This window comes from Burkholderia lata, from assembly GCF_000012945.1.
Taxonomy (GTDB): Bacteria; Pseudomonadota; Gammaproteobacteria; order Burkholderiales; family Burkholderiaceae; genus Burkholderia; species Burkholderia lata.
Genome location: NC_007510.1, coordinates 2,481,427 through 2,502,035, shown reverse-complemented (window position 1 = coordinate 2,502,035; position 20,609 = coordinate 2,481,427). Strand labels below are relative to the sequence as shown.

The 20,609-nt window shown below is 67.6% G+C and carries 18 protein-coding genes; 13 read left to right on the top strand and 5 right to left on the bottom strand.

Annotated features, from left to right (window positions below; translation table 11 throughout):
- Window positions 1-5 precede the first annotated feature (5 nt).
- The 7 genes from BCEP18194_RS17270 to iscX all read left to right on the top strand — a co-directional run bounded on the left by BCEP18194_RS17270 (window position 6) and on the right by iscX (window position 5,304).
- Window positions 6-1,229: an IscS subfamily cysteine desulfurase gene (locus BCEP18194_RS17270; RefSeq protein WP_011352563.1), complete on the top strand. Its 1,224-nt coding sequence runs from the start codon at window positions 6-8 to the stop codon at window positions 1,227-1,229.
- A 71-nt stretch (window positions 1,230-1,300) separates the two neighbouring features.
- A complete protein-coding gene (iscU, locus tag BCEP18194_RS17265) occupies window positions 1,301-1,708 on the top strand; it encodes a Fe-S cluster assembly scaffold IscU (RefSeq protein ID WP_011352562.1) in 408 nt (135 codons plus the stop codon).
- A gap of 65 nt (window positions 1,709-1,773) precedes the next feature.
- Window positions 1,774-2,097, top strand: coding sequence for an iron-sulfur cluster assembly protein IscA (gene iscA, locus BCEP18194_RS17260; protein ID WP_011352561.1), 324 nt, complete (start codon window positions 1,774-1,776; stop codon window positions 2,095-2,097).
- Window positions 2,098-2,194: 97 nt separating this feature from the next.
- A complete protein-coding gene (hscB, locus tag BCEP18194_RS17255) occupies window positions 2,195-2,722 on the top strand; it encodes a Fe-S protein assembly co-chaperone HscB (protein WP_011352560.1) in 528 nt (175 codons plus the stop codon).
- A 54-nt stretch (window positions 2,723-2,776) separates the two neighbouring features.
- On the top strand, window positions 2,777-4,645 hold the full coding sequence (gene hscA / locus BCEP18194_RS17250; protein WP_011352559.1) for a Fe-S protein assembly chaperone HscA: 1,869 nt from the start codon (window positions 2,777-2,779) through the stop codon (window positions 4,643-4,645).
- Window positions 4,646-4,733: 88 nt separating this feature from the next.
- Window positions 4,734-5,075 carry an ISC system 2Fe-2S type ferredoxin gene (fdx, locus tag BCEP18194_RS17245; RefSeq protein WP_011352558.1) on the top strand — a complete coding sequence of 114 codons (342 nt, stop codon included), beginning with the start codon at window positions 4,734-4,736 and terminating at the stop codon, window positions 5,073-5,075.
- Between the two features lie 19 nt (window positions 5,076-5,094).
- Window positions 5,095-5,304 carry a Fe-S cluster assembly protein IscX gene (gene iscX, locus BCEP18194_RS17240; RefSeq protein ID WP_011352557.1) on the top strand — a complete coding sequence of 70 codons (210 nt, stop codon included), beginning with the start codon at window positions 5,095-5,097 and terminating at the stop codon, window positions 5,302-5,304.
- Between the two features lie 130 nt (window positions 5,305-5,434).
- On the opposite strand, the gene BCEP18194_RS17235 is transcribed toward iscX, so the two are convergent.
- The 5 genes from BCEP18194_RS17235 to BCEP18194_RS17215 all read right to left on the bottom strand — a co-directional run bounded on the left by BCEP18194_RS17235 (window position 5,435) and on the right by BCEP18194_RS17215 (window position 12,178).
- On the bottom strand, window positions 5,435-6,175 hold the full coding sequence (locus BCEP18194_RS17235) for a glycine zipper 2TM domain-containing protein (protein ID WP_011352556.1): 741 nt from the start codon (window positions 6,173-6,175) through the stop codon (window positions 5,435-5,437).
- A gap of 348 nt (window positions 6,176-6,523) precedes the next feature.
- Entirely contained in the window at window positions 6,524-8,050 is a 1,527-nt protein-coding gene (gene lysS, locus BCEP18194_RS17230; RefSeq protein ID WP_041492890.1) for a lysine--tRNA ligase, read from the bottom strand.
- Between the two features lie 82 nt (window positions 8,051-8,132).
- Window positions 8,133-9,237, bottom strand: a protein-coding gene (gene prfB, locus BCEP18194_RS39810; RefSeq protein WP_157687188.1) for a peptide chain release factor 2 whose coding sequence is annotated in 2 segments (ribosomal slippage) — window positions 8,133-9,155 and window positions 9,157-9,237 — 1,104 coding nt in all. Because the reading frame shifts where the segments join, the coding sequence is not laid out codon by codon here.
- Window positions 9,238-9,389: 152 nt separating this feature from the next.
- Window positions 9,390-11,087, bottom strand: a complete 1,698-nt coding sequence (gene recJ, locus BCEP18194_RS17220) for a single-stranded-DNA-specific exonuclease RecJ (protein WP_011352553.1) — start codon at window positions 11,085-11,087, stop codon at window positions 9,390-9,392.
- A 14-nt stretch (window positions 11,088-11,101) separates the two neighbouring features.
- Window positions 11,102-12,178, bottom strand: a complete 1,077-nt coding sequence (locus BCEP18194_RS17215) for a hypothetical protein (protein ID WP_011352552.1) — start codon at window positions 12,176-12,178, stop codon at window positions 11,102-11,104.
- A 150-nt stretch (window positions 12,179-12,328) separates the two neighbouring features.
- On the opposite strand from BCEP18194_RS17215, the gene BCEP18194_RS17210 reads away from it, so the two are divergent.
- The 6 genes from BCEP18194_RS17210 to BCEP18194_RS17185 all read left to right on the top strand — a co-directional run bounded on the left by BCEP18194_RS17210 (window position 12,329) and on the right by BCEP18194_RS17185 (window position 20,609).
- Window positions 12,329-13,582, top strand: a complete 1,254-nt coding sequence (locus BCEP18194_RS17210) for a lipoprotein-releasing ABC transporter permease subunit (protein ID WP_011352551.1) — start codon at window positions 12,329-12,331, stop codon at window positions 13,580-13,582.
- Window positions 13,575-14,333 carry a lipoprotein-releasing ABC transporter ATP-binding protein LolD gene (gene lolD / locus BCEP18194_RS17205; protein WP_011352550.1) on the top strand — a complete coding sequence of 253 codons (759 nt, stop codon included), beginning with the start codon at window positions 13,575-13,577 and terminating at the stop codon, window positions 14,331-14,333. Before BCEP18194_RS17210 ends, lolD begins: the two co-directional genes overlap by 8 nt.
- A gap of 67 nt (window positions 14,334-14,400) precedes the next feature.
- The gene (locus BCEP18194_RS17200; protein ID WP_011352549.1) at window positions 14,401-15,189 is read left to right on the top strand and encodes a TatD family hydrolase; all 789 of its coding nucleotides are present in this window, start codon (window positions 14,401-14,403) and stop codon (window positions 15,187-15,189) included.
- A 57-nt stretch (window positions 15,190-15,246) separates the two neighbouring features.
- Window positions 15,247-17,739, top strand: coding sequence for a DNA internalization-related competence protein ComEC/Rec2 (locus BCEP18194_RS17195; protein ID WP_011352548.1), 2,493 nt, complete (start codon window positions 15,247-15,249; stop codon window positions 17,737-17,739).
- Window positions 17,740-17,929: 190 nt separating this feature from the next.
- Window positions 17,930-18,775, top strand: coding sequence for an alpha/beta fold hydrolase (locus BCEP18194_RS17190; RefSeq protein WP_011352547.1), 846 nt, complete (start codon window positions 17,930-17,932; stop codon window positions 18,773-18,775).
- Between the two features lie 181 nt (window positions 18,776-18,956).
- Window positions 18,957-20,609 carry a CTP synthase gene (locus BCEP18194_RS17185; protein ID WP_011352546.1) on the top strand — a complete coding sequence of 551 codons (1,653 nt, stop codon included), beginning with the start codon at window positions 18,957-18,959 and terminating at the stop codon, window positions 20,607-20,609.

Below are 20,609 nucleotides of genomic sequence, written 5' to 3'. Positions count from 1 at the left end.
GACAGATGACCCAAGACACTCTCCACCTGCCCATCTATATGGATTACAGCGCGACGACGCCGGTCGACCCGCGCGTGGTCGACAAGATGGTGCCGTACCTGCGCGAGCAGTTCGGCAACCCGGCGTCGCGCAGCCACGCGTATGGCTGGGACGCGGAGCGTGCGGTCGAGGAAGCGCGCGAGAACGTGGCCGCGCTCGTGAACGCGGATCCGCGCGAGATCATCTGGACGTCCGGCGCCACGGAATCGGACAACCTCGCGATCAAGGGTGCCGCGAACTTCTACAAGGGCAAGGGCAAGCACATCATCACGGTGAAGACCGAGCACAAGGCCGTGCTCGATACGTGCCGCGAGCTCGAGCGTGACGGTTTCGAAGTCACCTACCTCGACGTGAAGGATGACGGCCTGATCGACCTCGACGTGTTCAAGGCCGCGCTGCGCCCGGACACGATCCTCGTGTCGGTGATGCACGTGAACAACGAGATCGGCGTGATCCAGGACATCGAGACGATCGGTGAAATCTGCCGCGAGAAGGGCATCGTGTTCCACGTCGACGCCGCCCAGTCGACCGGCAAGGTCGAGATCGACCTCGCGAAGCTGAAGGTCGACCTGATGTCGTTCTCGGCGCACAAGACCTACGGCCCGAAGGGTATCGGCGCGCTGTACGTGCGTCGCAAGCCGCGCGTGCGCATCGAAGCGCAGATGCACGGCGGCGGCCACGAGCGCGGCATGCGTTCGGGCACGCTGGCGACGCACCAGATCGTCGGCATGGGCGAAGCGTTCCGTATCGCACGTGAAGAAATGGCGACGGAAAACGAGCGCGTCCGCATGCTGCGCGACAAGCTGCTGCGCGGCCTGTCGCAAATCGAGGAAACGTACGTGAACGGCGACATGGAACGCCGTGTCCCGCACAACCTCAACATCAGTTTCAACTTCGTCGAAGGCGAGTCGCTGATCATGGCGATCAAGGACGTCGCGGTGTCGTCGGGCTCCGCATGCACGTCGGCGTCGCTGGAGCCGTCGTACGTGCTGCGTGCGCTCGGCCGCAACGACGAGCTGGCACACAGCTCGATCCGCTTCACGGTCGGCCGCTTCACGACGGAGCAGGAAGTCGACTTCGTGATCAACCTGCTGAACAGCAAGATCGCGAAGCTGCGCGAACTCTCGCCGCTCTGGGAAATGCACCAGGAAGGCATCGATCTGTCGACGATCGAATGGGCCGCACACTGAGCGCCGGATTGAAGAACATACCCGCGGGCGGATTCGCGCACGCAGACGTTACGAGTCAAGGAGTCTGAGTCATGTCTTACAGCAACAAGGTTCTGGATCACTACGAAAACCCGCGCAACGTCGGTTCGTTCGCGAAGGACGACGACACGGTCGGCACGGGCATGGTCGGCGCGCCGGCCTGCGGCGACGTGATGAAGCTGCAGATCCGCGTCGGCGCGGACGGCGTGATCGAAGACGCGAAGTTCAAGACCTACGGTTGCGGTTCGGCGATCGCGTCGAGCTCGCTCGTCACCGAATGGGTGAAGGGCAAGACGCTCGATGAAGCCCTGTCGATCAAGAACACGCAGATCGCGGAAGAACTCGCGCTGCCGCCGGTGAAGATTCACTGCTCGATCCTCGCGGAAGACGCGATCAAGGCAGCCGTGGCCGACTACAAGAAGCGTCACGACACCACGGAAGGCGATCAGGCAGCAGCCTGAGCGGCATCGAGCGGCTTTCAGAAGGAACGCGGCGGGCCCCGGTGGCGCGCCGCGGCAAGGACATCATGGCAATTTCACTGACCGAAAAAGCAGCACAGCACGTCCAGAAATACCTCGTCCGTCGCGGCAAGGGTGTGGGCCTGCGGCTTGGCGTTCGCACGACCGGGTGCTCGGGGCTCGCGTACAAGCTCGAGTATGTCGACGAGCTGGCTCCCGAGGATCAGGTGTTCGAGAGCCATGGCGTGAAGGTCATCGTCGATCCGAAGAGCCTGGCCTACATCGACGGCACCGAACTCGACTTCGCACGCGAAGGCCTGAACGAAGGGTTCAAGTTCAACAACCCGAACGTGAAGGACGAGTGCGGCTGCGGCGAATCGTTCCGCGTGTGACCACGCGGATCTCCGCGCGATGCGGGCAAGAGGCGGCACGGGCCGCCTTTTTAATGTGCGGCGTTTGCCGCGCGACGAACCGGAATTGAACGCGACGATGGTCTCGCTGAAAGACAGCCACTTCGACCTGTTTCACCTGCCGGCGCAATTCGCGCTCGACGAGACGGTGCTCGACGCCGCTTACCGAACGGTGCAGACGCAGGTGCACCCGGACCGCTTCGCGGCGGCCGGCGACGCGCAGAAGCGCATCGCGATGCAATGGGCCACCCGCGCGAACGAGGCGTATCGCACGCTGCGGGATCCTCTGAAGCGCGCGTCGTATCTGCTGTCGCTGCGCGGCGTCGATATCGGCGCGGAAAACAACACCGCGATGGAGCCTGCGTTCCTGATGCAGCAGATGGAGTGGCGCGAGGGCATCGAGGATGCCGCGGCCGCCCGCAACGTCGACGCGCTCGACGCGCTGCTCGCCGAGTTGCGCGAAGAGCGGCGCGTGCGGGTGGAGCGCCTCGGCACGCTGCTTGACAGCGGCGCCGATCAGGCGGCCGCCGAGGCCGTGCGCCAGCTGATGTTCATCGAACGGGTCGCGTCGGAAGTGGGCGCGCAGATCGAGCGCCTCGAAACTTAACCGCGTGCCTTGCGGCACGCGCAGCAAACGGGCCGAGCGCCCGAACGAACCAAGATGGCTTTACTGCAAATTTCCGAACCGGGCATGGCGCCGGCGCCGCATCAGCGGCGACTCGCCGTCGGGATCGATCTCGGCACGACGAACTCGCTCGTCGCGGCGGTGCGCAACAGCGTGCCCGAAGTCCTGCCGGACGAAGCAGGCCGCGTGCTGCTGCCGTCGGTGGTCCGCTATCTCGAGAAGGGCGGCCGACGCATTGGCCACGAGGCGAAAGAGCAGGCCGCGACCGATCCGCGCAACACGATCGTGTCGGTCAAGCGCTTCATGGGCCGCGGCAAGGCCGAGGTCGAAGGCGCGGCGAACGCGCCGTACGAATTCGTCGATGCGCCGGGCATGGTGCAGATCCGCACCATCGACGGCGTGAAGAGCCCGGTCGAAGTGTCGGCCGAGATTCTCGCGACGCTGCGCTATCGCGCGGAAGATTCGCTGGGCGACGATCTGGTCGGCGCGGTGATCACGGTGCCCGCGTATTTCGATGAAGCACAACGCCAGGCGACCAAGGATGCCGCACGCCTCGCGGGCCTCAACGTGCTGCGCCTGCTGAACGAACCGACCGCCGCGGCGATCGCCTACGGTCTCGACAACGGGTCCGAAGGCCTCTACGCAGTGTACGACCTCGGCGGCGGCACGTTCGACCTGTCGATCCTGAAGCTGACCAAGGGCGTGTTCGAAGTGCTGGCCGCGGGCGGTGATTCCGCGCTCGGCGGCGACGATTTCGACCACGCGCTGTTCGGTCACGTGCTCGCGCAAGCCGGCATCGATGTGAAGACGCTCGCGCCCGAGGATGTGCGCCTGCTGCTCGATCGTGTGCGCGTGCTGAAGGAAGCGCTGTCGTCCGCGCCGCAGGCGTCGCTCGACGTCACGCTGTCGGGTGGCGCGCACCTCGTGCAGACCATCTCGCACGACACGTTCGCGTCGCTCGTCGAGCCGCTCGTGCAACGCACGCTCACGCCGACCCGCAAGGCGCTGCGCGACGCGCAGGTCACGTCGGCCGACATCAAGGGTGTCGTGCTCGTCGGCGGCGCGACGCGCATGCCGGTGATCCGCGACGCGGTCGCGAAATATTTCGGCCAGCCGCCGCTCGTCAACCTCGATCCGGACCAGGTCGTCGCGCTCGGCGCGGCGATCCAGGCCGACCTGCTCGCAGGCAATCGCGGCACCGGCGACGACTGGCTGCTGCTCGACGTGATTCCGCTGTCGCTCGGTGTCGAGACGATGGGCGGCCTCGTCGAGAAGATCATTCCGCGCAACTCGACGATTCCGATCGCACGCGCGCAGGAATTTACGACCTTCAAGGACGGCCAGACCGCGATGGCGATCCACGTCGTGCAGGGCGAGCGCGAGCTCGTCGCCGACTGCCGGTCGCTGGCGCGCTTCGAGCTGCGCGGCATTCCGCCGATGACGGCCGGCGCCGCACGCATTCGCGTGACCTACCAGGTCGACGCGGACGGCCTGCTGTCGGTGTTTGCCCGCGAGCAGCTGTCGGGCGTCGAGGCATCGGTCGTCGTGAAGCCGTCGTACGGTCTTGCCGACGACGACATCGCGAAGATGCTCGAGGACAGCTTCAAGACCGCCGAAATCGACATGCGCGCCCGCGCGCTGCGCGAAGCGCAGGTCGAGGCCGAGCGGATGCTCGAGGCGACGCAGGCTGCGCTGGCGGCCGACGGCGAACTGCTCGACGCGGACGAGCGCACGCAAGTCGACACGTTGGCCGCGGCGCTGCGCGCGGTCGCGCAAGGCGACGATACGAACGCGATCGAAGCGGCGACCAAGGCGCTGGCCGAAGGCACCGACGAATTCGCGGCGCGCCGGATGGACAAGAGCATCAAGCGCGCGCTGTCGGGCCGCCGGCTCGACGAAATCTGAACTCACGAACTGCGCATGGGCCGGGGACGGCCCGCGCGATAATGAACCGTGCGGCGCCTGGCGCCGCACCCTGACTGACGGAACGGACATGCCTCAACTGGTGGTGCTGCCTCACGTCGAACTGTGCCCGGATGGCGCAGTGATCGACGCGACGCCCGGCAAGAGTATCTGCGACAACCTGCTCGAACACGGGATCGAGATCGAGCATGCATGCGAGAAATCGTGCGCGTGCACGACGTGCCACGTGGTGATCCGCGAAGGCTTCAACGACCTGACGCCGTCCGAGGAGGACGAGGACGATCTGCTGGACAAGGCGTGGGGCCTCGAGCCGACGTCGCGCTTGTCGTGCCAGGCAATCGTGAAGGAAGATTCGGACCTGGTGGTCGAGATTCCGAAGTACTCGATCAACCACGCGAAGGAAAACCACTGACAGGAACCGGAGGCAGGCGATGAAATGGACCGATTCGCGTGAAATAGCCATTGCGCTGGCGGACAAGCACCCGGACATCGACCCGCAGCGGATCAACTTCGTCGACTTGCGCCAGTGGGTGCTCGAGCTCGATGGCTTCAACGACGATCCGACGCATTCCGGCGAGAAGATCCTCGAGGCGATCCAGGCCCACTGGATCGACGAATCGGACTTCGACGACGAAGACTGAATACCGCGTGCGCCGCAATGGCGCAGCCGGCCGGTAATGAAAGAAACGGCTCGTGAGCAATCGCTCACGAGCCGTTTTCATTTTCAGGCCGGTTGCCCGCGGTCGATACGCGGGCAGGGGCGTCACGCGATCACGCGCCGACCAGCGACCCGTTCTCGATCCGCACGCGCTGGCCCTGGCCGAACGGCGGCTGCTGGTTGCGGTACGTGAACGTGCGCGTCGCGCCGCTCTCCATCTGCACTTGCACCTGGTAGTCGGTTTCCGCGCGCACCTGCTTTTCCACCTGGTTGCCGGCGAGGCCGCCACCCAGTGCGCCGATGATCGTCATCGCGGTACGGCCGTTACCGTGGCCGAACTGGTTGCCCAGCAGGCCGCCCGCCGCGGCGCCGCCGACCGCACCGATGCCCGAGCTTTGGCCAGGCGTGCGGATCGGCGTGACCGAGACGACCGTACCGCAGCTCTGGCAGTAGGTCTGCGCGGGTGCCGACGGTTGCTGTGCGTATTGCGGCGGCTGCGGTGCCGTCGTGTGACGGCGATGCGGCGCGGCCGGGCGCGGTGCGGGCTTCGGCTCGGCCTGCGCGACGGCGGCTTTCTGCTGCGCGGCGGCCTGGGCGGCCTGTTCAGCCGCTTGTTGCTTGGCCTGAGCGGCCAGTGCGGCGCTGGCAGCGGCGGCCGTATCGACGGCCGGCTGCGATGCGATCAGTGCGGCCTGGGTCTGGCCGTTCTGTTCGTTGCTGCTGCTGGCCTTCGGGAACACGCCGGTGATCGCGGCCGTCGCCGCGAGGCTGGCGACGATGACGGCGCCGGCGGCGGTAGCGATGAGCGGGTGGAGGCGTTGCTTTTGCGGCGTGGTCTGATTCTGGTTGTCCATTTTTTTCTCCGATGTCGATCCGGATCGGCGTTGCGGTGCCGGGCCGGACCCCACGCTGCGGGCTCGAGCAGACTTGGCGTTCCTGCGCCTTGTTCTGGTCCCGTGGTCATGCGTGGTGACGCAAGAGGAGTGTCGTCCACCGGCACGCGGCGCGCCGTATCAAGGTGTAACGAATTGCAGCGGGGCGCCGGCAGTCATGACAGGGAAAACCCGGAGAAGGCCGTCGCGACGAGGGGATAAAACGGGGCGGGGTCGAAAGCCGGCGGACGCCGGCTGGCGGGATTTACGCGTGGTTACAAAGCTGATGCGTGCGCGCCGCAGGGCGCGGCGCACACGCGGGCGCGGCGATCAGTCTTCGCGGCGCAGATGCGGGAACAGCAGCACGTCGCGGATCGTCGGGCTGTCGGTCAGCAGCATCACGAGACGGTCGATGCCGATCCCGCAGCCGCCGGTCGGAGGCATCCCGTATTCGAGTGCGCGGATGTAGTCGGCGTCGAAGAACATCGCTTCCTCGTCGCCCGCATCCTTCTGCTCGACCTGCTTCTTGAAGCGCGCAGCCTGGTCTTCCGGATCGTTCAGCTCCGAGAAGCCGTTCGCGATTTCGCGGCCGGTCATGAACAGCTCGAAACGCTCGGTGATGCCCGGCACCGTATCCGATGCACGTGCGAGCGGCGACACTTCGACCGGGTAGTCGATGATGAAGGTCGGCTCCCACAGCTGCGCTTCGGCCGTTTCCTCGAACAGCGCGAGTTGCAGCGCGCCGATGCCCGCGTTCAGGAACGCCGGCTGCGATACGTCGACGCCGAAGCGCTTCAGTTCGGTGCGCAGGAACGCGTCGTCCGACAGCTGGCCGGCGGTGTAGTCCGGCGCGTACTTCTGGATCGCCTGCGTGATCGTCAGGCGGTGGAACGGCTTCGCGAGGTCGAGCTCGCGGCCCTGGTACTGGATCGTCGCGGTGCCGAGCGCATCGATCGCCGCCTGGCGGATCAGTTGCTCGGTGAAGTCCATCAGCCAGCGATAGTCGGTGTACGCGGCGTAGAACTCCATCATCGTGAATTCCGGGTTGTGACGCGGCGACACGCCTTCATTCCGGAAGTTGCGGTTGATTTCGAACACGCGTTCGAAGCCGCCGACGATCAGGCGCTTCAGGTACAGCTCCGGTGCGATGCGCAGGAACATCTGCATGTCGAGCGCGTTGTGATGCGTGACGAACGGCTTCGCGGCCGCGCCGCCCGGGATCGGGTGCAGCATCGGCGTCTCGACTTCCATGAACTCGGCGTTGTCCATGAACTTGCGGATCGACGCGATCGTCTTGGTGCGGGCGCGGAACGTATCACGCGTTTCCGGCGTGACGATCAGGTCGACGTAGCGCTGGCGGTAGCGCATTTCCTGGTCCGACAGGCCGTGGAACTTGTCCGGCAGCGGACGCAGCGCCTTCGACAGCAGGCGCAGTTCCTTGCACTGGACCGACAGCTCGCCCTTGTTGGTGCGGAACAGCACGCCGCGCGCGGCGACGATGTCGCCGAGGTCCCACTTCTTGAATGCGTCGTAGGTTTCCGCGCCGACGTCGTTCGGCGTCACGAAGAACTGGATCTGGCCCGAACCGTCCTGCACCGTCGCGAAGCTTGCCTTGCCCATCACGCGCTTGAGCATCATCCGGCCGGCAACCGACACCTCGACCGGGTTCGCTTCCAGCGCGGCCTTGTCCGAGTCGGCGAAGGTCGTCTGCAGATCGGCTGCGTGATGCGTCGGGCGGAAATCGTTCGGGTAGGCGACGCCTTGCTCGCGCAGGGCGCGCAGCTTCTCGCGGCGCTCGGCGATGATCTGGTTTTCGTCCGCGGTGACGGCGGGCTGCGTTTGGGTCGGTTCGGTCATGATGGTCGGAATTCGGAGTGGGTGCGGCAACGCAAACGGGAAGGGCAAGGGGGCGCGACCCGGCAGGGTCGCGCCGCGGCGCTTACACGCCCTGTTTGAGGCTCGCGCTGATGAAGTCGTCGAGGTCGCCGTCGAGGACGGCGCGCGTGTTGCTCATTTCGACGTTCGTGCGCAGGTCCTTCACGCGGCTCTGGTCGAGCACGTACGAACGGATCTGGTGGCCCCAGCCCACATCGGTCTTGCTCGATTCGAGCTTGTCCTGTTCGGCCTGGCGCTTGCGCATTTCAACTTCGTACAGGCGCGATTTCAGCATCGCCATCGCTTCGGCGCGGTTGCGGTGCTGCGAGCGGTCGTTCTGGCACTGCACGACGATACCGGTCGGCATGTGCGTGATCCGCACCGCGGAGTCGGTCTTGTTGATGTGCTGACCGCCCGCGCCCGATGCGCGGTACGTGTCGATGCGCAGGTCGGCCGGGTTGATCTCGACTTCGATCGAGTCGTCGATTTCCGGATAGACGAACACCGACGAGAACGACGTGTGGCGGCCGCCCGACGAGTCGAACGGCGACTTGCGCACGAGGCGGTGGATGCCTGTTTCGGTGCGCAGGAAGCCGTACGCGTATTCGCCCGAGACCTTGACCGTCGCATTCTTGATGCCGGCGACGTCGCCGTCGGACTCTTCGAGCACTTCGGCCTTGAAGCCCTTGCGTTCGCAGTAGCGCAGGTACTGGCGCAACAGCATCGATGCCCAGTCGCACGCCTCGGTGCCGCCGGCGCCGGCCTGGATGTCGATGAAGCAGTTGTTCGGATCGGCCGGGTTCGAGAACATCCGGCGGAACTCGATGTCGCCGACGCGCGACGCGAGCTTCGCGGCGTCTTCTTCCGACGCGACGAGGGTGTCCTCGTCGCCTTCCTCGCGGGCCAACTCGAACAGGTCGAGCGCGTCACGCAGGTCGCTATCGAGCGCCGTCAGCGTCGTGACGACGCCCTCGAGCAGCTTCTTCTCGCGACCGAGCGCCTGGGCGTTCTTCGAATCGTTCCAGACGTTCGGGTCTTCGAGTTCCTTGTTGACTTCGGTCAGACGCGCAGCTTTGGCGTCGTAGTCAAAGATACCCCCGAAGCTCGCCCGCGCGGGTGCGCAGGTCGAGCAGGGAGCTTTCGATCGCGTTGAGACGTTCCGCTTCCATGATCGTTCGCTATTCTTGCTTCGTAAAAAAGCGGAATTATAGCCGATCGGCAGGGTTGCCCGGTGACGCAAACGGTGCTCGCACGCGCGCCGCGGCCCCGTCCGGCGCGGCGTGCATGCCTCGGCGGGCTGCGCAGGCCGGGCGGCCCGCGCTCAGCCGGCCGCGTGTTCGACGATCAGCTGGACGCGCGTGACGCCGTTCCACGTGTCGGCGACGAGGCGGTATGCGACCAGCGCGCTCTCCGGCAGCGGCTCCGTGTGGTTGAACCAGATCGCGTTGAAGCGCTGCCGGCCGCGCGCCAGCTGCAGCTTCAGATGCTTTTCCTTCACGAGCGACTGCGACACGACGTCGAATTCGCCCGAGAAAAGCGGGGCCGGAAAACCTTGCCCCCAGACGGCCTCGTCGAGCAGCCCGACGAACTGCGGCGTGAAATATGCGTCCTCGAGTTCGCCGTCGGTCTCGATCACGCGGGCGAGCGCGTCGTCGGACAGCCATTCGCGCGCGACGGCCTCGAACGCGGCCGCGAAGCGCGGCACGTTCTCGGTGTCGAGCGTGAGGCCGGCCGCCATCGCGTGGCCGCCGAACGCGACGATCAGGTCCGGTTCGCGCTTCGACACGAGGTCGAGCGCGTCGCGCAGGTGGAAGCCGGGAATCGAGCGGCCCGACCCCTTGACCCGCTTGCCTTCGTCGTCCGCGTGCGCGAACGTGAACGACGGGCGGTGGAATTTTTCCTTGAGCCGGCCGGCGACGATGCCGATCACGCCCTGGTGCCACTCGGGGTTGAAGAGGGTGATCGTGCACGCGTCGGCGGGATCGACGTCGGCGAGATCGGCGAGCGCCTGCTGTTGCATGCCGGCCTCGATCTCGCGGCGTTCGCGGTTCATCACGTCGAGTTGCTGCGCGAGATCCCACGCGCGGCCGATGTCGTCGGTGATCAGGCACTCGATGCCGAGCGACATGTCGGAGAGCCGCCCGGCGGCGTTCAGGCGCGGGCCGAGGCCGAAGCCGAGGTCGAAGCCCGACGCCGTGCGCGCTTCGCGTGCGGCCGCGCGGAACAGCGCGGCGATGCCCGGCTGCATGCGGCCGTTGCGGATGCGCTGCAGCCCCTGTGCGACGAGCACGCGGTTGTTGCCGTCGAGCCGCACGACGTCGGCGACGGTGCCGAGCGCGACGAGGTCGAGCAGGCCGTCGAGGCGCGGCTCGGCTTCCTTGCTCGCGAACGCGCCGCGGCGGCGCAGCTCGGCGCGCAGCGCGAGCAGCACGTAGAACATCACGCCGACGCCGGCGAGGTGCTTGCTCGGGAACACGCAGCCGGGCTGGTTCGGGTTGACGATCGCGCGCGCGGCGGGCAATGCGTCGCCGGGCAGGTGGTGGTCGGTCACGAGCACGTCGATGCCGCGTGCGTTCGCGGCCTCGACGCCCGCGACGCTCGCGATCCCGTTGTCGACGGTGATCAGCAGGTCGGGCTTGCGCGCGGCCGCGAGTTCGACGATCTCGGGCGTGAGGCCGTAGCCGTATTCGAAACGGTTCGGCACCAGGTAGTCGATCTGCGCGCCGAACATCCGCAGGCCGCGCACCGCGACCGCGCAGGCGGTTGCGCCGTCGCAGTCATAGTCGGCGACGACCAGCAGGCGCCGCTTGTCGGCGATCGCGTCGGCGAGCAGCGATGCCGCGTCGGCGCAGCCTTTCAGCTCGGTGGGCGGAACGAGCCGCGCGAGCGCGGTCTCGATGTCGGCGGGGGACTGCACGCCGCGCGACGCGTACAGGCGCGCAAGGACGGGATGCAGGCCGTGGCGCGCGAGCACTTCGGCGTCGGCGGGCGCGACGGGGCGGGTAACGATCCGGGTCATACGGGGTCTGCTTGTTATTCGAACAGGGAGGCCAGCGCGCGGCGGCGCCAGAACTTGCGCAGGTCGCCGCGCGTCGCGTGCAGCGTTACGGAGCTCGTGTCGCCGCACAGCGTGAAATCGACGCTCGCGAGTTCGCCGTTCCGCAGCGCGCCGAGGGCCGGCGCGAACCAGTCGCGCTCGAGCGCGGCGAGTCCGTCGTGCCAGCGCGCCCAGTCCTGCTCGATGAACGGGGTGGTCAGCGCCGGCAGTTCGACCAGCGTCGCGCCATCGGCGGCGGGCAGCGTGCCGAACGCGGCAGGCGGCGCACCGGCGTCGGCTTGCGCGGCGTGCGCGAGGCCGAGCGCCGCGGGCGACGCGGACAGCACGCGCGCGAACGGCTTGCCGACCGGCTTCAGCGTGCCTTGTGCATGGAACCAGATCGAATTGACGGTCGGCAGGCCACGCGCCTCGCGGGCCTCGTTGACCGGATGCTGGAACCACGCCATCTGCACTTCGTTCTGCAGTTTCATCCACATCCGCGAGCGCTCGCCCGTATGGGCCTCGTGCGGCAGCCAGATTTCGATGTTGCGGCCGCTCGCGCGCAGCGGCGCGGCGCCGGCGAGGCGGGCGAGCTGCTCGCTCGACAGGTACCAGCGTGACGGGTTCGGCGCCTCGAGCCGGACGCCGAGCTCTTCGATCAGCGGCCGCGCGACCGCGAGCAGCGCGGCTGCGTCGCCGTCATTGAGCGCGAGGGCCGCCGGATCGACGAGCACCAGGTGATCGTGCGCGATTTCGACGTGGACGGGCTCGACGCAGGCCCACGCGTGCGCGCCGGGGTCGCCGCCGTCGGCCAGCAGCATGTAGGGCGCGAGCGGCGCCTCGTCCGCGGCGTTGCCCTGGGTTGCGCCGAACTGGCGGGCCAGCCAGCGCTCGTGCGGCAGCGTGCGCTGGAAGTCCTCGCCGGTCACGCGCTCGACGAGGCTGGCGCGGGCGAGCAACTTTTCGAGCGCGGGGCTGTCCAGCGTGTGCAGGGACGAGGCCGCATCGGCCGCCGACGGCAGCGCGAACGGAACGAGAAAATGGAGGCGTCGGTCGTGCATGATGGTGCGCATTGTATGGCAAACTGCGCGCGTGATCGGGCCGGCTGACGGCCCGTTCGCGTCCGGCGGCCGTTTTTCGACCGTGCCCGGGCCGGTGGCCGCCACCGGGCGGCGGTCCGGCCGCGGGGCGCCTCCCCGCCGTAACCAGCAGAAAGGATTCGCTTGAAACTTCCGTACGAATGGCAGATCGGCTGGCGCTACACGCGCGCCGGCAAACGCACGACCGGTAACGGCTTCATTTCCTTCATCGCGCTCGTGTCGATGCTCGGGATCGCGCTCGGCGTCGCGGCGCTGATCGTCGTGCTGTCGGTGATGAACGGCTTCCAGAAGGAAGTGCGCGACCGCATGCTGTCGGTGCTCGCGCACGTCGAGGTGTTCTCGCCGACGGGGTCGATGCCCGACTGGCAACTGACCGCGCAGGAAGCACGCCGCAATCCGTCGGTAATCGGCGCGGCGCCGTACGTCGATGCGCAGGCGTTGCTTACCCGCCAGGACGCGGTGAGCGGCGTGATGCTGCGCGGCGTCGAACCGACGCTCGAGCCGCAGGTGTCGGACATCGGCAAGGACATGAAGGCGGGCCAGCTCGGCGCGCTCGTGCCGGGCCAGTTCGGCATCGTGCTCGGCGATGCGCTCGCGGGCAACCTCGGCGTGACGGTCGGCGACAAGGTCACGCTGGTCGCGCCGGAAGGGTCGATCACGCCGGCCGGCATGATGCCGCGGCTGAAGCAGTTCACGGTCGTCGGCGTGTTCGAGTCCGGGCACTATGAATACGACAGCACGCTCGCGATGATCAACATCCGCGACGCCGAGGCGCTGTTCCGGATGTCCGCGCCGACCGGCGTGCGGCTGCGGCTGAAGGACATGCAGAAGGCGCCGGACGTGGCGGTCGAGCTGTCGCATACGCTGTCGGGCAGCCTGTACATCCGCGACTGGACCCAGCAGAACAAGACGTGGTTCTCGGCCGTGCAGATCGAGAAGCGGATGATGTTCATCATCCTCACGCTGATCATCGCGGTGGCCGCGTTCAACCTCGTGTCGTCGCTCGTGATGACCGTGACCAACAAGCAGGCCGACATCGCGATCCTGCGCACGCTCGGCGCGCAGCCGGGATCGATCATGAAGATCTTCGTCGTGCAGGGCGTGACGATCGGTTTCGTCGGCACGGCGTCGGGCGTCGCGCTCGGCTGCCTGATCGCGTGGAGCATCCCGTGGCTGATCCCGATGATCGAGCACCTGTTCGGCGTGCAGTTCCTGCCGCCGTCCGTGTACTTCATCAGCGAACTGCCGTCGGAACTCGTCGCGAGCGACGTGATCCGGATCGGGCTGATCGCATTCGCGCTGTCGGCGATCGCGACGCTCTATCCGAGCTGGCGCGGCGCGAAGGTGAAGCCGGCGGAGGCGCTCCGTTATGAATGATCGCGCGACCGCATTCGCGGATTCACGACAACACAACAGACAGGATTCGGCAGGTATGCAGGAATACGTGCTTCAGGCGCGCGGGGTCACGAAGGCTTTCGTGCAGGGCGGCTTCAACGTGCAGGTGCTCAACAATACCGAGCTGACGGTGCGGCGCGGCGAGAAGCTCGCGGTCGTCGGCGCGTCGGGTTCCGGCAAGAGCACGCTGCTGCACGTGCTCGGCGGGCTCGACGAGCCGAGCGCGGGCGAGGTGTCGCTGCTCGGCAAGCCGTTCACGCAACTCGCCGAGCGCGAGCGCAACGAACTGCGCAACCGTGCGCTCGGCTTCGTCTACCAGTTCCATCACCTGCTGCCCGAGTTCACCGCGCTCGACAACGTCGCGATGCCGCTGCGCATTCGCCGGATGACGACCGAGGACGCGCGCGAGCAGGCGCAGACGATGCTCGAGCGCGTCGGTCTCGGCCCGCGTGCGAAGCACCGGCCGGGCGAGCTGTCGGGCGGCGAACGACAACGCGTCGCGATTGCGCGCGCGCTGGTCACGAAGCCCGCGTGCGTGCTCGCCGACGAGCCGACCGGCAACCTTGACGGCACGACGGCTGATACGGTGTTCAACCTGATGCTCGAGCTGTCCGAGACGCTCGAAACGAGCTTCGTGATCGTCACGCACGATCCCGATCTCGCCGCGCGCTGCGACCGCATCATGCGGTTGCGCGACGGCGTGCTGCACGAGGAGCCGGCGCTGCCGGTGTAAGAAGCGAACGCGCTTGGCCTGCTGCCGGGGTTGCCCCGGCGCGGCGCCAGGGCGCAGGACTGCCGCCATGTGGATCGACACGCACTGCCATCTCGATGCCGCCGAGTTCGACGCCGACCGCGACGCGGTCGCGCACGCGGCGCGCTCGGCCGGCGTGTCGCGCATCGTGATCCCGAGCGTCGGGCGCGACAACTTCACGACGGTGCGCGAACTCGCGCAGCACACGCCGGGCGCGGTCTACGCGCTCGGCATCCATCCGATGTATACGCCACGCGCACGCGACGAGGATCTCGACCTGTTGCGCATGGAGATCGAGGCGAGCCTCGACGATCCGCGCTTCGTCGCGATCGGCGAGATCGGGCTCGACTATTTCGTGCCCGGGCTCGACGAAGACCGGCAGCAGTTCTTCTACCAGGGGCAACTCAAGCTCGCGCGCGAATTCGACTTGCCCGTGCTGTGCCACGTGCGCAAGTCGCAGGATCGCGTGCTCGCCGGGCTGCGCCGTTTCGGCGTGCGGCGCGGCATCGCGCATGCGTTCAACGGCAGTTTCCAGCAGGCCGAAGCGTATCTCGCACACGGGCTTCATCTCGGTTTCGGCGGCAACGTGACCTTCACGCGCGCGCTGCAGATCCGCCGGCTCGCGGCGCAATTGCCGCTCGAGGCGATCGTCGTCGAGACGGACGCGCCCGACATCGCGCCCGAATGGGCGTACAAATCCCGCAACACGCCCGACCAGGTGCCGCGCATCGGCGACGTGCTTGCCGAACTGCGCGGGATCGACGCCGGCGCAGTGTCCCTATGCACTTCGGCTAACGCGCTCGCCGCGCTGCCGCGACTCGCACTTTCGTCCGCATAATCGTTGCCGGAAGGCGCCGCATGCTCAAGGGCGGTGCCGGGTCGACGAGGAGGGGCGATGCGCGTGTGGTGGATCGCGTTCGCGCTCGGCGTGGTCGTGCTGCAGCGGCAGGCGGCGTTGCCGGGTGCGCTCGCATGGACGATCGGTGCAGCCGTGCTCGCAGGCTGCGTGGTGCTCGGCACGTGGAGCATGCGTGGCCGGCGCACGCGTACGACCGTCGCGTTCGGATGGATGCTGTGCGCGCTCGCGGCCTGTGACGTCGGGTTTGGCTATGCAGCTGCGCGGGCCGAATGGCGGCTGGGCGACAACCTGCCCGTCGAGTGGGAAGGGCGCGACATCGTCGTCACCGGCGTGATCCGGGGGCTGCCCGTGGTCGACGAGACAGGCGCGCGGTTGCTGTTCGCGGTCGAGTCGAACGATGCGGGGCTGGCCCGCTTTCCGCCGTTGATCCGGCTGTCGTGGCGTGCATATGGCGCATCGGCGACACGCGATCCACTGCCTGATTTGCGCGCCGCGCAACGCTGGCGATTCGTCGTGCGACTGAAGCGCCCGCATGCCGAGGCCAATCCGGGTGTGCGCGACAGCGAGGCGGCGTGGCTGGCCGCCGGCATTCGCGCGATCGGTTATGTCAGCGCGCCCCGGCGGGCGGAATTGATCGATGCGCGCGCATCGGGATGGCGTGCATCGATCGATCGGCTGCGCGACGCGCTGCGCTCGCGTATCGGCGAGACGCTCGGCAGCGACGCCGGCCATCGCGGCATCGTCGCCGCGCTCGCGATCGGCGATCAGTCGGGCATCGGCGATGACGACTGGCGCGTGCTGCGCAGCACGGGTACGAGCCATCTGGTCGCAATTTCGGGCCTGCATGTCGGGCTCGTCGGTGCGATCGCAGGCGGGCTCGTATCGATGGTCTGGCGCCGCCTGCGCTGGCGCGCACGGGCCGCGACGCTGATGTTGCCGGCACCGTACGCGGCCGCGCTCGCCGCGCTGGCGGCCGCGGCCGGCTACGCGGCGCTCGCCGGCTTCAACGTGCCGGCGCAGCGCGCGTGGTGGATGATCGCGGCCGGCGGCATCGCGTACCTGGCCGGGCGCAGCGTACCGGCTTCCGCGGTGCTGTGCGTGGCGCTCGGTGGCGTGCTGCTTGCCGATCCGTGGGCCGTGCTGTCGGCCGGGTTCTGGCTGTCGTTCGGGGCGGTTGTCGTGATCCTGCTGGCCGTCGCCGGCTGGCGTGCCGCGCGTGAGGCCGATGCGGAGAGCGAGGAGGGCGAGGAGGGCGACGGCGCGGCCGGCCTGTCGAGCCGGTTGCGCGCGTGGGGTGCACGCGCCGGACGCCGTATTGCAGAGGCCACGCGCGTGCAGTACGCGGTGACGATCGGTCTCGCGCCGCTGACGGCCGCATGGTTCGCGCAAGTTTCCCTGTCGGGCCCGTTCGGCAATGCGTTCGCGATTCCGTGGGTCAGTTCGGTCGTGACGCCGGTCGTGCTGGCCGGCATCGCGTTGCCTGCGCCGCTCGATGCGTATGCGTTCCGGCTTGCGCACGCGGCGCTCGAACCGATGATGACGTTGCTCGGGCACCTTGCCGACTGGCCGGCCGGCGTGTTCTGGCTGCGCATGCCGGACTGGCCGACGCTGGTGCTGGCCTGCGTGGGCGTCGCATGGGCGTTGATGCCGCGCGGCTGGCCGTTGCGCTGGGCTGCCCCGCTCACGTGGCTGCCGCTCGTCGCGCCGGCTGCCGATGCGCCGCCGCCGGGCGGCTTCCGGCTGACCGTTCTCGACGTCGGGCAGGGCGCGTCGGTGCTGGTGGAGACCGCGCGGCGAACCTTGCTGTTCGACGCCGGGCCGGGTGCGGAGTCGACCCACGCCGGCGCACGGATCGTCGCGCCGGCGTTGCGTGCACGCGGCATCGCGGTGATCGATTCGCTCGTGCTCAGTCACGCGGATGCCGATCACGCGGGCGGCGCATCGGCCGTCTATGCCGTTGCCGACGTGCGTCAGCTGCTGGCCGGCATTGCGCCGGGCAGCCGGCTGTGGCGCGATGCGGCCGCCGCCGGCGTCACCGATCAGCTGCCGTGCGCGGCCGGGCAGCGCTGGACCTGGGACGGCGTCACGTTCACGATGCTGTGGCCGCCGGGCGGCCCGGGCACGGGCTCGTCGAACGGGCAGTCGTGCGTGCTGCGCATCGACGCGGGCGAGACGTCCGCGCTGCTGACGGGCGACGTCGACGCGCGCGGCGAACGCCGGCTCGTGGACGCGGCGCGCGACGCGCTGGCCGCACAGATCCTGGTCGTTCCGCACCACGGCAGCCGCACGTCGTCGGTTGAGCCTTTCCTCGATTCGGTCGGGCCGCGCGTTGCGGTATTTCCTGTAGGCTATCGCAATCGATTCGGACATCCGCACCGGACGGTTCTCGCCCGTTACGAGGCGCGCGGGATCCCGCTGCCGCGCACCGATCGCGACGGCGCCGTGCGGTTCGACGTCGCGCCGGCTAACGGCGGGTTTGCCTTCGAGCGTCATCGCGACGTTCGGCGACGGTACTGGATGGATCGATGAGCGCGGCGAGAGCCCGCGTATCAGGAAACAAGGCCCGGGACCCGCGCACAATACCGAAGCGTGAGCCCGGCAGAACGCGAAGCATAAGACCGGAGTGAGCGTTGAAGCGCCAACTCGGGCCGACCGCGAAGCATGGGACGAGAGTAAGTGCTGAAGCACTAACTCTCGCCGACAAAGGAGACATCGGCGTTTGAAGGACATCCTCCACTTCTCGCATGCGAACGGCTTTCCGGCGTCGACGTACCGCACGATCTTCGCCGAGTTGGCCGACGACTACGAGCTGCGCTACATCGAACGGATCGGCCACGACCGCCGCTACCCGGTGACGCGCGACTGGCCGCATCTCGTCGAGCAACTGCTCGACGACATCGGCAGCCGCTACGAGCGTCCCGTCTGGCTCGTCGGCCATTCGCTCGGCGGCTACCTGTCGCTGATGGCCGCGCTGAAGAAGCCGCAATGGGTGCGCGGCGTCGTGATGATCGATTCGCCGATCATCGCGGGCTGGCGTGCCGGCGCATTGCGCGCGAGCCAGTGGGCGGGGCTCGACGAGCGGCTGTCGCCGGCCGCCGCGACGCGCAACCGGCGCACGCGCTGGGTGAGCCGCGACGAAGTCTGGCGGCACTTCCGCGAGAAACCGGCGTTCGCGCGCTGGGACGAACGGATGCTCGCCGACTACATCGACTACGGGATTCCGCAGGCCGGCGCCGATGGCGAGCGCTCGCTCGCGTTCGACCGGCAGGTCGAATACCTGATCTACCGGACGCTGCCGCACACGCTCGGCCCGCGGCTCGCGCACGGCGCGCCGGTGCCGCTCGGCTTTCTCGCCGGCACGCGTTCGCGCGAGGTGCGCCAGGTCGGGCTCGATGCGACGCGTCGCGCGGCGCGCGGCCGCGTCGAATGGCTGGAAGGCAGCCACCTGTTCCCGATGGAGCGGCCGCTCGAAACCGCCCGCGCATTGCAGCGGATGCTGAATTCACTGAAGGCGGTGGAGGGCGATGTGTCGCAGGGCGTCACCCCGCTCGCGAAGCGCGCCTGACGCAGGGTTTGGCGGCCGGGGCGCTGCCTCCGGCACGCACGGTTGCACCGGCCGGCGGGCGGCTTCGCCTGGGCGCGCACGGCTGGTGCGGGTCGGCACGAAAGGGCGCGATCATCGAGTCAATTGCTGAGAGAAAGGTGGGCTTTACGGTATAATCCGTTTTTCCCGCGAGCATCCAGCGATGACCAAATATGTTTTCGTCACCGGCGGCGTAGTTTCTTCCCTTGGCAAGGGTATTGCCGCCGCTTCCCTCGCCGCGATCCTCGAATCGCGCGGTCTGAAAGTCACCCTCCTCAAACTCGATCCCTACATCAACGTCGACCCCGGCACGATGAGCCCGTTCCAGCACGGCGAAGTGTTCGTGACGGAAGATGGAGCGGAGACGGACCTCGACCTCGGCCACTATGAGCGCTTCATCAGCACGAAGATGCGCAAGGCCAACAACTTCACGACCGGCCAGATCTACGAATCGGTGATCCGCAAGGAACGCCGCGGCGATTATCTGGGCAAGACCGTGCAGGTCATTCCGCACATCACGAACGAAATCCAGGCGTTCATCGAGCGCGGGGCCGCGTCGGCCACCTGCGGTGAGCCGGATGTCGCGATCGTCGAGATCGGCGGCACGGTCGGCGACATCGAGTCGCTGCCGTTCCTGGAAGCCGCGCGCCAGATGAGCCTGCGCCTCGGCCGCAACAGCGCGTGCTTCGTGCACCTGACGCTGGTGCCGTACGTCGCGACGGCCGGCGAACTGAAGACGAAGCCGACCCAGCACAGCGTGCAGAAGCTGCGCGAGATCGGCATCCTGCCGCACGTGCTGCTGTGCCGTGCGGACCGCCGCATTCCGGACGACGAATCGAAGAAGATCTCGATGTTCTCGAACGTGCCGGAAGACGCCGTGATCTCGGTGTGGGACGCCGACAGCATCTACAAGATTCCGCAGATGCTGCACGACCAGGGCCTCGACCGCATCATCTGCGAAGAGCTGAAGCTGTCGCCGAAGGATGCCGATCTGACCATGTGGTCGGAGCTCGTCGAGAAGCTCGAGAACCCGAAGCACGAAGTGACGATCGGCATGGTCGGCAAGTATGTCGACCTGACCGAGTCGTACAAGTCGCTGATCGAGGCGCTGCGCCACGCATCGCTGCACACGTCGACCAAGGTCAACATCGAATACATCGACTCGGAAGAGATCGAGACGAACGGCGTCGACAGCCTGAAGCACCTCGACGCCGTGCTGGTGCCGGGCGGTTTCGGCCGTCGCGGCACGGAAGGCAAGATCGCGGCGATCCGCTATGCGCGTGAAGCCAAGGTGCCGTATCTCGGCATCTGCCTCGGCATGCAGCTCGCAGTGATCGAGTTCGCGCGCAACGTCGTCGGCCTGAAGCAGGCGAACAGCACGGAATTCGAGCCGGACACGCCGGAACGCGTGGTCGCGCTGATCACCGAATGGTACGACCGCGACGGCAAGGTCGAGACGCGCACCGAGGAATCCGATCTCGGCGGTACGATGCGCCTGGGGTCGCAGCGCTGCCCGATCAAGCCGGGCACGATGGCGGAAGAGATCTATGGCAAGGACGTGAACGAACGCCATCGCCACCGTTATGAAGTCAATAACCGCTTCGTGCCCCAGCTCGAAGCCGGCGGCCTTATCATCAGCGCCCGTACCCCGAGCGAGGATCTGCCGGAAATGATGGAGCTGCCGCGTTCGATGCACCCGTGGTTCGTCGGCGTCCAGTTCCACCCGGAATTCACGTCCACGCCGCGTGACGGTCATCCCCTCTTCAAGTCATTCGTCGAAGCTGCGCTTGCCAACAAGCAAGCGCGCGGAGTGTAA

Coding starts and splice junctions, on each gene's coding strand:
- hscB (WP_011352560.1), top strand. CDS start 2,195: ATGGTCTCGCTGAAAGACAGCCACTTCGACCTGTTTCACCTGCCGGCG.
- hscA (WP_011352559.1), top strand. CDS start 2,777: ATGGCTTTACTGCAAATTTCCGAACCGGGCATGGCGCCGGCGCCGCAT.
- BCEP18194_RS17185 (WP_011352546.1), top strand. CDS start 18,957: ATGACCAAATATGTTTTCGTCACCGGCGGCGTAGTTTCTTCCCTTGGC.
- BCEP18194_RS17215 (WP_011352552.1), bottom strand. CDS start 12,178: ATGCGCACCATCATGCACGACCGACGCCTCCATTTTCTCGTTCCGTTC.
- iscU (WP_011352562.1), top strand. CDS start 1,301: ATGTCTTACAGCAACAAGGTTCTGGATCACTACGAAAACCCGCGCAAC.
- BCEP18194_RS17195 (WP_011352548.1), top strand. CDS start 15,247: ATGCGCGTGTGGTGGATCGCGTTCGCGCTCGGCGTGGTCGTGCTGCAG.
- fdx (WP_011352558.1), top strand. CDS start 4,734: ATGCCTCAACTGGTGGTGCTGCCTCACGTCGAACTGTGCCCGGATGGC.
- iscA (WP_011352561.1), top strand. CDS start 1,774: ATGGCAATTTCACTGACCGAAAAAGCAGCACAGCACGTCCAGAAATAC.
- lolD (WP_011352550.1), top strand. CDS start 13,575: ATGAATGATCGCGCGACCGCATTCGCGGATTCACGACAACACAACAGA.
- lysS (WP_041492890.1), bottom strand. CDS start 8,050: ATGACCGAACCGACCCAAACGCAGCCCGCCGTCACCGCGGACGAAAAC.
- BCEP18194_RS17200 (WP_011352549.1), top strand. CDS start 14,401: ATGTGGATCGACACGCACTGCCATCTCGATGCCGCCGAGTTCGACGCC.
- recJ (WP_011352553.1), bottom strand. CDS start 11,087: ATGACCCGGATCGTTACCCGCCCCGTCGCGCCCGCCGACGCCGAAGTG.
- iscX (WP_011352557.1), top strand. CDS start 5,095: ATGAAATGGACCGATTCGCGTGAAATAGCCATTGCGCTGGCGGACAAG.
- BCEP18194_RS17270 (WP_011352563.1), top strand. CDS start 6: ATGACCCAAGACACTCTCCACCTGCCCATCTATATGGATTACAGCGCG.
- BCEP18194_RS17235 (WP_011352556.1), bottom strand. CDS start 6,175: ATGGACAACCAGAATCAGACCACGCCGCAAAAGCAACGCCTCCACCCG.